Below are 13,019 nucleotides of genomic sequence, written 5' to 3' on the forward strand. Positions count from 1 at the left end.
GTCAAAAGCATCATAAAGGATTGAAGATGCCTTAGCTCTCTTACCATCAATCATTAAGTGGTTGATTAACTTGGTTACGAGCTTTGAATTATATACTGGATCCGCTAAAATATCTCTTTTAGCAACATGTCCTTTTCTAGGCATAATTTAACTCCTCCTTAATCTTTCTTGGCACCGTACTTGGAACGGCCTTGTTTTCTACCATCAACGCCCGCAGTATCTAACGCGCCGCGGATAATGTGATAACGAACACCAGGAAGGTCCTTTACACGACCACCACGAATTAAAACAACTGAGTGCTCCTGTAAATTATGGCCTTCACCTGGAATGTATGCAGTTACTTCGATTAAATTTGAAAGACGAACACGAGCATATTTCCGTAAAGCTGAGTTTGGCTTCTTTGGTGTCATGGTACCGACACGAGTAGCTACACCACGCATTTGAGGTGCTGGGTTAGCTACTAGTTCTTTCTTCATACTGTTGTAGCCATAGCTTAAAGCAGGTGACTTTGATTTAGTCGTCTTAGTGTGACGGCCTTTTCTTACCAATTGGTTAATGGTTGGCATTAAATTTTCCTCCTAAAAAATATTATTTTGTTCACACATCCAGGAGTTTCTTTTTTTGGTCCCAGATAAATCTTCAAAATACACAATGACTATTGTACTCGCTTGAATTAAAAATGCAAATTATTTTTATTAGATAAAAAATTCATACCAGTTTTTTCGTATTTAGTTCTAGTGAGGTAATAAAATGGATTGGATTTTTGAAATTAGTAATTTTTTAATTGGAAGTTGTCTAGCTTCTCATGCCTGCGTTATTGTCGAAAGAGTTGGAAAAGAAGACTTTATTTTTAGCCGTTCAAAATGCACTAACTGCAATCAGCAACTGAACATATTTGATGAGATACCATTGATTTCTTATTTATTACTCAAAGGTCGGTGTCGTTATTGCAAAATTCAGATTCCTGCTGAATATTTTGTCACAGAATTTTTAGGAGGAGCTGCTTTTCTTAAGATCGATTTTAGTAATCCTCATGATGCAATCACAGCAATTGTCTTGTTTAACATACTTCTAGCTGCTATTAGTGACTATCAGTCAAAAGAGTTCGATATTGCGTTCGTTATTCCTACCCTTTTTATTTCAGCTTTGCGTATAATTAAAACTTTCCATCAAATCAATATCACAGATTTAGTGGAGTTTTGTCCCATTTTTTTACTTTTTCTTTATGAAACAATAAAAAATAAAATTGGCAAAGGAGATTTAATAATCTATCTTGTCTTAACTTTTTGTTTTGACCCTAAATTTGCCAATTTAACTTTTTTAACTGCCTCAATTATTTTACTCAGCTTTTTTATTGGGGATGAGGTAAGCAAAAAAGAACCTGTAGCATTTATTCCATTCATTTATATTGGATTAATTATACAGCTTTTGAGCAACTAAAAAAGCTGCATCCCCACAATTGAGAATGCAGTACTTTAATAATCTAAAATATTTTTCTGATATATGCTAACCGTATCTTGCCATTAAATGTTGAAAGCTTGGCAACAAAACAATGGCTATGACCACACCAGCAACCCCTTGAATGGTATTGGTAAAAAGACTGGCAAAGCCTGCAGCCCAAGTATAAAGGACTGTGTTAGTTACAAAATACCCGGCAACCATCAAAAATACTCCTATAACTCCGGCAACAGCTCCCTTAACTATTTGATTTCCTAAGTTCCAGTATCTAAAGACTAATCCTACAAAGAAACCTTCTAAACTGTGGACAACAAGGGAAAATAGCATAAACTGTCTGTACCCACCCAGAAGATCAAGTAAAAATCCTGAAAGTCCGCCAACTATACCGCCGGCAACTGGCCCATATAATAATGCTACTAAATAAATAATTGCATCACATAAATTGATATTACCGTGAGTCAAAGGCATAGGAATTATGAAAATACGACTAACAACTACGTTAATTGCAGTTAGTAACGCTAATAATACCAATCGTTTTAAAGAAAAATTGTCTTCTTTCACCATTAACATCTCCCTTGTGACTTTTTTGATTATAACATTATTTAATAAAATTATCACTAATTATTCATAAAATTACAAATTATAAATTTTTTCGCTGGAATTTAACTTTAAAAATCATTTAGATATAACTCGTGTCTTCTTTTATGATTTAACCTATGCTAAAATTATTTTTATAATTCTAAATTAATTGAGAAAAAAAACATGCACTATATTTTATCTGCAATAATCCGCGGAGGTATACCTTTTGCTATTATGAGTATACTTTCCGGGATTATGAAATTACAGCACATTGACAATTATAGCGTTCAATCGACTTTTCTTACCGGATTAATAATAACGGCAGTGGCAGCCACCTCTGTTATTTATGACGTTAAAGGTTGGTCATTAACTAAACAATCTCTTATTCATTTTTTAATAATGCTAATAACCGTATATCCTTGTCTTGTACTTAGCAACTGGTTCCCTAATAAAACAATAATAGACTTAGCAAAAATATTTGCACTCTTTCAAGTAGTTGGCATTGTTTTATGGACCGTGTCATATATTTTATTTGGCAAAATTTTGAAGTAATGAATTTGAACAAACAAAAAAACTGCTCCGTTAGGAATTTCTAACGGAACAGTTTTTTGATTAAATGAGTTTATGATTCTCTAGCCTGATCGGCTTCCTTCATCTTCTTCTCAATATCTGCGATTGAGTAAACAGATTTAGGCTTTTTTACATCTGACTCAGGTTCCATATCACGATAAATTGGAAGACCAGTACCAGCTGGTATGATCTTACCGATAATAACATTTTCCTTTAATCCAAGTAATGGATCATTCTTGCCGCGAATAGAAGCATCTGTTAGGACACGAGTTGTTTCTTGGAATGAAGCAGCTGATAAGAAACTGTTAGTTTCAAGGGCAGCTTTGGTAATACCCAGAATTACACTTTGGGCAGTTGCAGGTATACCACCAGAAATAATTACAGATCTGTTGCGATCTTTAAATTGACCAATATCCATAATCTCGCCCGGCAATAAGTCGGTTTCACCAGGATCAAGCACGCGAACTTTTTGTAACATCTGTCTGGTTAATACTTCGACGTGCTTGTCAGAAATATCAACACCCTGCATTCTATATGCTTTTTGGACTTCAACCAGAATGTACTCTTCAGTAGTTAAAGTATCGGTAACTTGAATCAACTCTTTCGGATCAATTGAACCAAGAGTTAACTTATCACCACGTTGAACTTCATCGCCCTCGGCAACTGCTACTGATGCAGTATAAGGAACACTGTAACTTCTGGTATCGATTTTACCTTTAACAGTGATTTCACGAGTGTGTTCAGCAGGATTTTCCTGGATTGAATCAACTACACCATCAACTTCAGAAATTATCGCACGACCCTTAGGGTTACGAGCTTCAAACAACTCTTGTACACGAGGAAGACCCTGAGTAATATCTTCAGCCCCGGCAACACCACCATTGTGGAAAGTACGCAAAGTCAGCTGTGTACCAGGTTCACCAATTGATTGGGCGGCAACAGTACCAACTGCTTCACCAACTTCAACTTCTTCACCTGTAGCTAAGTTCATACCATAACACTTGCGACAGACACCGTGTGGCGTATCACAAGTTAAGATTGATCTAATCTTTACGTTAGTTACACCTGCATCGCAAATTTGATGGGCCAAATTTTCATCCATCATGACGTTACAACCGATAATTGTCGCGCCGGTTCTAGGATCTTTAACCGTTTCGGCAGTAAAACGTCCTAATAAACGATCGTAAAGCGGCTCAATTAATTCGTCACCTTCCATGATTGCGTGAACATCAATACCGCGATCGGTACCACAATCATCTTCACGAATGATAACGTCTTGAGCAACATCGACTAACCTACGAGTTAAATAACCAGATTGTGCAGTCTTTAAAGCAGTATCCGTCATACCCTTACGTGCACCGTGAGTTGACATGAACAGTTCTAGAACTGACAAGCCTTCCTTAAAGTTTGAAGTAACTGGAATTTCGAACAATCCACCGTTTGGAGTAGCCATTAAGCCACGCATACCAGCAAGCTGGGTAAAGTTTGAAATATTACCACGCGCACCAGAGTCAGCCATGATGGTAATAGGATTACGCGGATCATAAATCTGAGCAATTTCATCTTGGACTTGATCCTTACAATCATTCCAAATGCTAATTACACGATCGTGACGTTCCTGCTCGGTGATTAAACCACGCCTAAACTGCTTAGACACCACATCAACTTGTTTGTGGGCTTTTGCAACTTTTTCATCTTTATCCTGAATTTCCGGAACGTCGGTCATACCAATTGTAATACCAGAAGTAGTTGAACTGGTATAGCCTAAAGTCTTCAAATCATCAAGATATTCTGAAGTTCTTTGAACCTTGTAATACTTGTAAATTGTAGCAATAGAATCAGACAAGAAGGACTTCTTAAATGGAGTAGAAATCAAGTCATTTGCCACGCTATCAATTTTCTCATGAATATCTTCGCCAGGCTCCAAGAAGTACTTGGAAGCAAGAGGATTATTCAAGTTTTCTTCAGTTGGTTCGTTAACGTAGAAATAGTCTTCTGGGAAAATTTGATTAAAAATGATTCTACCGTATGTAGTAACAAAAATGCCATGTTCATAACCTTTAGGCCATGCTTTCTTCGGCATTGAATCAGCAGACATACCGATAATAGTGTGATAATGAATGTCTCCGTTGGTGTAAGCAACTGTCGCTTCATCAGGTGAATTGAAAATCAATCCTTCACCTTCACGACCCTTTTCAGCCTGAGTCAACCAGTAGTTACCCAAAACTATATCCTGTGATGGAGTAACAATTGGTTTACCATCCTTAGGAGCAAGAATATGATGAGCAGCCAACATTAACATTCTTGATTCAGCAACAGCCTCATCTGACAGAGGCACGTGAATCGCCATCTGGTCACCATCAAAGTCAGCGTTGTAAGCCTCACAAGCAAGTGGGTGCAGACGGATTGACTTTCCAGGTACCAAAACAGGCTCGAAGGCTTGAATACTTAAACGGTGTAAAGTAGGAGCACGGTTTAGCAATACCGTTCTTTCCTTAATAACATCCTCAAGTACATCCCAGACATCATCGTCTTCACGATCAATTTTCCGCTTAGCGCTCTTGATATTTGTTGCAATCTTACGTTTAACAAGCTCATGCATGACAAACGGTTTAAACAATTCCAAAGCCATCGGACGCGGAACACCACATTGATAAAACTTCAATTTTGGTGAAACATCGATAACGGAACGACCAGAATAGTCAACACGCTTACCAAGCAAGTTCTGACGAAAACGTCCCTGCTTACCTTTAAGCATATGCGATAAAGACTTCAGTGGACGGTTACCTGGTCCTACTACAGAACGACCACGACGGCCGTTATCAATTAAAGCATCTACCGCTTCTTGCAGCATCCGTTTTTCGTTTTGGACAATAATATTAGGTGCATTTAGATCTAACAGTCTCTTTAACCGATTGTTACGGTTAATTACTCTTCTGTATAAATCATTTAGGTCAGAAGTCGCAAAACGTCCACCTTCAAGTTGGACCATTGGCCTTAAATCTGGTGGTATAACTGGAACAGCATCTATAACCATCCACTCAGGTTTATTACCAGAATCTTTAAACGCATCCAAAATATCAAGTCTTCTGATAGCACGTGTACGTTTTTGACCAGTAGCAGTTTCCAATTCTTTCTTTAAATCGGTAACTTCCTTTTTTAAATCAACTTTACGCAACAAATCACGGATTGCTTCGGCACCCATTTTTGCCGTAAAGCGATTACCATATTTTTGTTTCTGTTCCCGGTATTCTGCCTCTGTTAAAAGTTGTTTAAATTCAAGATCGGTATCACCAGGATCAATTACAATGTAAGCCGCAAAATAGATAACTTCTTCAAGGAGTCTCGGAGAAATATCCAAAATGAGTCCCATTCTTGATGGAATGCCTTTAAAATACCAAATATGAGTAACTGGTGCGGCCAATTCAATATGACCCATCCGTTCTCTTCTAACTTTAGAGGAGGTAACTTCAACGCCACAGCGGTCACAGACGATCCCGCGGTATCTCACACCTTTATATTTACCACATGCACATGACCAGTCCTTAGTCGGTCCGAAAATTCGTTCATCAAACAAACCATCTTTTTCCGGCTTTAAAGTACGGTAATTAATAGTTTCTGGCTTTTTAACTTCACCGTATGACCAGCTGCGAATTTTATTCGGAGATGCAAGGCCAATTTGCATGCTTTCAAATTTATTTACGTCGATCAAAAGTTTAACCTCCTACTTATTGAGAAATCTTATTATCATCGTCAGACTGATCTACAGGGGTATCCAATTCCTCTGCAGCTTCTTCATTATCTTCAGAATCTGCAGTTTCTGCGGCCAACTTCTTCTTTTGTTGCTCTTCAGCCATCTTTGAAAGAGTATCAATGTTCAAATGTTCATTTGAATCATCATCCATATCACGCAATTCGATTTCTTTATGATTCATGTCAAGAACGCAAATATCCAATCCTAATGATTGCAATTCTTTAACTAGGACACGGAATGATTCAGGAACACCTGGTTTTGGAATTCTTTCACCCTTAACAATAGCTTCATAAGCTTTGACACGGCCAACAACATCATCTGATTTATAAGTCAAAATTTCCTGCAAAGTATATGCTGCACCGTATGCTTCCAGTGCCCAAACTTCCATTTCACCAAAACGCTGACCACCAAACTGTGCTTTACCACCAAGAGGTTGTTGCGTTACTAATGAGTAAGGCCCAATTGAACGTGCATGAATCTTATCATCAACCATGTGGGTCAATTTCAGATAGTGCATGATACCGACAGAAACTCGGTTGTGGAAAGGCTCACCAGTACGGCCATCATAAAGAACAGTTTTACCATCTTTATCAATACCGGCCTTATGAACAGTATCCCAAACATCATCTTCATTTGCTCCATCAAATACTGGTGTAGCAACATGAATACCCAAGTTATCTGCAGCACGGCCAAGGTGTAATTCCAAAAGCTGACCAATATTCATACGTGAAGGAACACCCATTGGGTTCAAGCAAATATCAACTGGAGTACCATCTGGTAAATATGGCATATCTTCTTCTGGTACAACTGCGGCAACAGTACCTTTGTTACCATGACGACCAGACATTTTATCGCCGACTTGAATCTTTCTCTTTTGCGCAATATAAACACGGACTAAAGTATTGACACCAGGAGATAGTTCATCACCATTTTCTCTGGTATAAACTTTAACATCACGGACAATACCGCCACCACCGTGAGGAACACGTAATGAGGTATCACGTACTTCACGAGCTTTTTCACCAAAAATGGCATGCAGCAGTCTTTCTTCAGCCGATAGTTCAGTAACACCCTTAGGTGTAACTTTTCCTACCAAAATGTCTCCGTCATGAACTTCAGCACCTACACGGACAATACCTTGACCATCGAGATCTTTAAGTGCATCCTCACCAACGTTAGGCAATTCACGTGTAATCTCTTCAGGGCCAAGTTTAGTGTCACGAGCTTCTGATTCATAATTTTCTATACTGATTGAAGTATAAACATCATCTTTTACCAGACGCTCAGAAAGCATGATGGCATCTTCGTAGTTATACATGTTCCAAGTCATAAAAGCGATAACTGGATTTTGACCCAAAGCCAATTCGCCATGATCCATTGTTGGTCCATTGGCAATTACTTCACCTTTTACAACTTTGTCGCCTAATTTAACGTTAGGAGTCTGATTGTATGATTTCGAATTGTTTGAACGACGATATTTTTCCAGAGTGTATTTATCCAGTGTACTGTCATCGCGCCTTACTCTAATAGTGTTGGCATCGACATATTCAACTGTACCAGCAGCTTTAGCCAAAACAGCTGCACCGGAATCATGTGCCGCACGATATTCCATCCCTGTACCAACAAGGCAACTATGAGGATTAATTAAAGGTGCAGCTTGTCTTTGCTGGTTAGCGCCCATTAATGCACGGTTAGAGTCATCATTTTCCAAAAACGGAATACATGCTGAAGCAACAGAAACAACTTGTTTAGGAATAACATCCATGTAGTCAATTTTATCTGGACTAACTTCGACGTTATCTTCCTTATGACGTGCTAAAACAAGATCATCTTTAAATGAACCATCCGGATTTAGTGGAGTATTGGCACCAGCGATAATGTAGTTATCTTCAACGTCAGCAGTGAGGTAATCAATTTTATTAGTTACCTTGTGTGTGGTCCAGGAAACCCGACGATATGGCGTTTCGATAAAGCCATATTTATTAATAACTGCGTATGTAGCAAGAGAGTTAATCAAACCAATGTTAGGACCTTCAGGAGTCTCAATTGGGCACAAACGACCGTATTGTGTATAGTGAACATCCCGCACCTCGTATCCAGCACGATCACGTGTTAAACCACCAGGCCCCAAAGCAGACATACGACGCTTATGGGTTAATTCACCAAGCGGGTTATGCTGGTCCATAAACTGTGACAATTGTGATGAGCCAAAGAACTCTTTAATGCTTGCCACAATTGGTCTGATATTAATTAATTGCTGCGGTGTAACAGTTGAAGGGTCTTGAATTGACATTCTTTCTCTAACAACACGTTCCATCCTTGCTAAACCAATTCTAAACTGGTTTTGCAACAATTCACCAACACGACGAATACGACGGTTACCTAAGTGATCAATATCATCAGTATTGCCAATTTCATCTTGTAGTAAGAAGAAATAATTAATGGAAGCAACCACATCAGCTGGAGTTAAATACTTAACTTTTTTGTCAATATGACCATTAGAAATCAATTTAACAACACGTTCAGGATTTACCTTGGAGTAAATTTTTATCTCCTGGACATTAATTGGATCAGGTAAAACGCCCTCTTTGGATGGTTGATAAGTAACCATCTTAAAGTCATCGCGATCAAGATACTTTTCCAGAGTATCCATTACTTCATGGGTCACAACTGTACCCTTTTTAGCAATAATCTCGCCTGTATCCGGATCTGCCAAAGTTTCTGCTAAAGTCTGACCATATAAACGGCTCTTTAATGATAATTTCTTGTTAACTTTATAACGACCAACAGGCGCTAAATCATAGCGACGTGGGTCAAAGAAACGTGCATAAAGAAGTGAACGTGAAGAATCAGTCGTTTTTGGCTCACCAGGACGTAAGCGCTCATAAATATCCTTTAATGCTTCAGCTACACGGGAATCAGCCGGATTCTTATGGACGTCTTTATCCAAAGTAAATTGCAATGTATCACTTTGACCAAAAACATCTAAAATTTCGTCATCTGAACTAATTCCCAGTGCCCTGATTAAAACAGTTAGTGGCAATTTACGAGTACGATCAACACGAACATAGGAAACATTCTTAGCATCAGTTTCATACTCAAGCCAGGCACCACGGTTTGGTATCACAGTAGTACCAAAGATTTGCCGACCATTCTTGTCATAATCACCAGAATAATAAACACTTGGTGATCTAACTAATTGAGAAACGATGACCCTTTCAGCACCATTAATAATAAATGAGCCAGACTCAGTCATTAATGGTAGATCGCCAAAGAAAACATCTTGAGTTTTAATTTCACCGGTTTTTTGATTAGTCAGTTTTAAAGTAACGTGCATTGGTGCAGCATAAGTTGCATCATGATCACGTGCTTCATCAACGGTATATTTTGGTTTTTGCAGTTTATAGCCTAAATATTCCAGGGAAAGCTTACCTGAAAAGTCACTAATTGGCATAATATCATCAAAAACGTCTTTAATACCCTCATCCAAAAACCATTGGTATGATTCGGTTTGCACATCTGTCAAGTTAGGCAGATCCAGCACTTCTTTAATGCGGGAAAAACTGCGCCTTGTCCGATGTTTGCCAAAATTCACTACGTGTCCGTTTAACAAGGAGAAAACACCCTTTCTGTCAGAGAAAGCTAATATTACATTTTGATTACAATTTCAAAAAGCCGGAATTTTATGCATAAAAAAGACAAAAACAACCTTTGTCGTTTTTGTCTTTTATTATTTTGCTGGACAATAGATCAGCAAAATCCTGAAAATCAGCTTTTTAATCACACATTACTATATCAAAATAAAATTGGTGTGTCAATTAATTCACTTTGCGCCGACTAAATTATTATCTTTTGGTTTTAAAACATCAAATTTTAAGTGATTGTGACTGCACCCAACTTTAAGAATGTCACCATTCTTGAGGTCACCTTTAATCAGCATTGAAGCAATTTTATCTTCAATATCCTTCTGAATTGCGCGGCGCAGTGGTCTTGCCCCCATTTCAGGATTATAACCATCTTTTGCAATTTTATCTAAAGCAGCTGTAGAAATTTTCAGTTGAACCCCTTGTTTATGCAAGCGGTCAATCAATTTACGAGTTAAAAGCGTAACAATTTGACGTAATTGCTTTTGATTAAGCTCATCAAAAATAATAGTTTCATCAATCCTATTTAAGAATTCAGGTCTGAAGAACTCTTTAAGTGCTTGCCGAACGCGATCTTGACGCAGCTTGGTTTGACTAGTGTTATCAGCATTAAATCCTAAAGCCTGCGTTTCAAATAATGAACGGGAACCTAAATTGGAAGTCATAATAACAATAGTATTTTTAAAGTCTACTTTACGGCCCTTGGAATCGGTTAAAAAGCCGTCTTCCAGAACCTGCAGCAACAAGTTGAATACATCAGGGTGAGCTTTTTCAACTTCATCCAATAATACTACTGAATATGGATGACGGCGAACCTGTTCAGTTAGCTGGCCACCCTCATCATAGCCAACATAGCCTGGAGCAGAACCAATCAATTTACTATTGGCTATTTGATCCATATATTCAGACATATCAATTCTAATCAGATTGTTCTCAGAGCCAAAAATTGCTGCAGCAATTGCTTTTGCCAACTCAGTTTTACCGACTCCAGTCGGACCTAAGAATAAGAATGAGCCAATTGGCCGATTTTCATCTTTAATACCGCTGCGGCTGCGCCTTACCGCCCTGCTGACAGCAGAAACTGCTTTGTCCTGACCAATGATGCGCTTATGTAAGTCCTTTTCCAAATTGGCTAGTTGCTTAGTTTCATCCCGATTCATTTGGGTAACAGGAACACCGGTCCAATTAGAAACTACCTTAGCAACGTCTTCAGGCTGAACTATAGCACTTTTACTAGTTGATTCATCAAGCTTTGTTGTTAATTCATCTTGTCTTCTTTGCAGACTATTTTGTCTCTCCTGCAATTGAGCAGCTTTGGCAAAATTTTGGTTAACTGCAGCATGATTCTTTTCGCCAATGATCTTCTCAATTTGATCATTAAGTTGTAATAACTGATTGTTAGAACCCTTACCTGACTTAATTTTAACTGCAGCACTTGCCTCATCAATTAAATCAATTGCCTTATCTGGTAAATACCGGTCAGAAATATAACGGCTAGAAAGATCAATTGCATTTTCTAAAGCAGAGTTAGATATTTTTACATGATGAAATTTTTCGTATTTTGGTTTTAAGCCATTCAAAATTGCCAAAGTTTCATCACGAGAAGGTTCATTTAACCTCACGATTTGGAAACGACGAGCTAAAGCCTGGTCTTTTTCGACATACTTTTGATACTCATCAAAAGTTGTTGCTCCAATCATTTGGATATCGCCTCGAGCTAAAGATGGCTTTAAAATGTTCGCAGCATCAATTGAGCCTTCAGCGCCACCAGCTCCAATGAGAGTGTGCATTTCATCAACAAAGAGAATAATATTGCCATTCTCAGTAATTTCCTTGATGATTTTCTTCATCCGGTCTTCAAATTCACCACGATATTTTGTACCAGCAACAAGGCCTCCTAAATCAAGTGATACCACTTGCTTCTTTAATAAATCGTGTGGTACTTTTTTTGCAACAATGGCGCTCGCAATAGCTTCTGCCACTGCCGTCTTACCTACACCTGGTTCACCAATCAACACAGGATTATTCTTACTACGTCGAGATAAAATTTCAACCACTCGTGCTACTTCACGGTCACGCCCTATGACTGGATCGATCTCACCATTTTCAGCTCTCTCGTTGAGGTTGACTGAAACCTGATCAAGAGTTGGTGTGCTTGAATTTCTACTAGTACTTTCTTCGGAACCATTAAAGCTTGACCAGCTATTATCATCTTGATCATTTTCATCCATATCTTGTTCATCTTCACCTAAACTGTGCAGGATGTCATTACGCAAACCGTCAAGATCAATGTTTAAATTACGCAAAATTACGGATGCCAATATCTGTTCATTGAGCACCATTCCTAATAAAATATGGCAAGTTTTAATTTTGGCAGAACCTTCTCGTTCAGCCAAAGTGCCAGCATATGCCAAAACCATGCTGAGACGCGGTGACATTTGCATGTAACTGGTTTTACCAGCTGAACCATAACCTGTATAACGTTCAATTTCTTCACGAATCGCTTTCGGTGTTGCACCCCAAGCCCGCAAATTTTTGCCGGCTTCACCATCAGATTCAATTACCATCGCAAGCAGTACATGTTCAGTACCAATTAAACGATGATGAAAATTCTGTGCTTGTTCACGTGCAATTTCTAATACTTGATTTGCACTGGTTGTATAAGATTTTTTCATCATTGCACCACCTTTAAAAAATGACGTGTATACACTATAAACCTTTTTGACAATTTGTAAAATATTCTGTTTGCAATAGAACTATTAATGTCAAAAAACTTTGCAACTATTATACCAAAGAGATGCAGTTCGTGCGACCCAATCCTCCCTTATTATTTAAATTAGAAATAATTTTTTCAACATAATACCTGTGTAAGAATACAAGTGGTCTGTTATAACTATAGAAAACTAAAAATTCTCATACTAGTAAAAATAAATTACCAGCATGAGAATGTAACTACATATTATCGGGAAAACAGGATTCGAACCTGCGACCTCTACGTCCCGAACGTAGCGCTC

Annotated in this window: 7 protein-coding genes and 1 pseudogene; 2 read left to right on the forward strand and 6 right to left on the reverse strand. The window is 38.2% G+C overall.

All coding sequences use genetic code 11. The features are described from left to right. Positions 1 to 144 (reverse strand): annotated as a pseudogene (locus Q0K80_RS08205) (30S ribosomal protein S7); the annotation flags it as partial. 14 nt (positions 145 to 158) lie between these two features. Then, on the reverse strand, positions 159 to 566 hold the full coding sequence (gene rpsL / locus Q0K80_RS08210) for a 30S ribosomal protein S12 (protein WP_046325359.1): 408 nt from the start codon (positions 564 to 566) through the stop codon (positions 159 to 161). A 184-nt stretch (positions 567 to 750) separates the two neighbouring features. Here rpsL and Q0K80_RS08215 point away from each other — a divergent pair, with 184 nt between their 5' ends. Further along, positions 751 to 1,440, forward strand: a complete 690-nt coding sequence (locus tag Q0K80_RS08215; protein ID WP_294605318.1) for an A24 family peptidase — start codon at positions 751 to 753, stop codon at positions 1,438 to 1,440. Positions 1,441 to 1,506: 66 nt separating this feature from the next. On the opposite strand, the gene Q0K80_RS08220 is transcribed toward Q0K80_RS08215, so the two are convergent. After that, the gene (locus Q0K80_RS08220) at positions 1,507 to 2,022 is read right to left on the reverse strand and encodes an ECF transporter S component (protein WP_294605320.1); all 516 of its coding nucleotides are present in this window, start codon (positions 2,020 to 2,022) and stop codon (positions 1,507 to 1,509) included. 198 nt (positions 2,023 to 2,220) lie between these two features. Here Q0K80_RS08220 and Q0K80_RS08225 point away from each other — a divergent pair, with 198 nt between their 5' ends. Then, positions 2,221 to 2,589, forward strand: a complete 369-nt coding sequence (locus Q0K80_RS08225) for a DUF3021 family protein (protein ID WP_294605321.1) — start codon at positions 2,221 to 2,223, stop codon at positions 2,587 to 2,589. A 70-nt stretch (positions 2,590 to 2,659) separates the two neighbouring features. On the opposite strand, the gene rpoC is transcribed toward Q0K80_RS08225, so the two are convergent. The 3 genes from rpoC to Q0K80_RS08240 all read right to left on the reverse strand — a co-directional run bounded on the left by rpoC (position 2,660) and on the right by Q0K80_RS08240 (position 12,680). Beyond that, entirely contained in the window at positions 2,660 to 6,319 is a 3,660-nt protein-coding gene (gene rpoC / locus Q0K80_RS08230; protein ID WP_294605323.1) for a DNA-directed RNA polymerase subunit beta', read from the reverse strand. Positions 6,320 to 6,335: 16 nt separating this feature from the next. After that, a complete protein-coding gene (locus Q0K80_RS08235; RefSeq protein WP_294605325.1) occupies positions 6,336 to 9,974 on the reverse strand; it encodes a DNA-directed RNA polymerase subunit beta in 3,639 nt (1,212 codons plus the stop codon). 210 nt (positions 9,975 to 10,184) lie between these two features. After that, positions 10,185 to 12,680 (reverse strand): ATP-dependent Clp protease ATP-binding subunit, encoded by a 2,496-nt coding sequence (locus Q0K80_RS08240; RefSeq protein ID WP_294605327.1) that lies wholly within the window; start codon positions 12,678 to 12,680, stop codon positions 10,185 to 10,187. Positions 12,681 to 13,019: the final 339 nt, after the last annotated feature.

Source organism: uncultured Lactobacillus sp., assembly GCF_945290125.1.
GTDB lineage: Bacteria > Bacillota > Bacilli > Lactobacillales > Lactobacillaceae > Lactobacillus > Lactobacillus rizhaonensis.

Bases quoted from the DNA above. Each gene is read 5' to 3' on its own strand.
- Q0K80_RS08215 (WP_294605318.1), top strand. From the start codon at position 751: ATGGATTGGATTTTTGAAATTAGTAATTTTTTAATTGGAAGTTGTCTA.
- Q0K80_RS08240 (WP_294605327.1), bottom strand. From the start codon at position 12,680: ATGAAAAAATCTTATACAACCAGTGCAAATCAAGTATTAGAAATTGCA.
- rpsL (WP_046325359.1), bottom strand. From the start codon at position 566: ATGCCAACCATTAACCAATTGGTAAGAAAAGGCCGTCACACTAAGACG.
- Q0K80_RS08220 (WP_294605320.1), bottom strand. From the start codon at position 2,022: ATGGTGAAAGAAGACAATTTTTCTTTAAAACGATTGGTATTATTAGCG.
- Q0K80_RS08225 (WP_294605321.1), top strand. From the start codon at position 2,221: ATGCACTATATTTTATCTGCAATAATCCGCGGAGGTATACCTTTTGCT.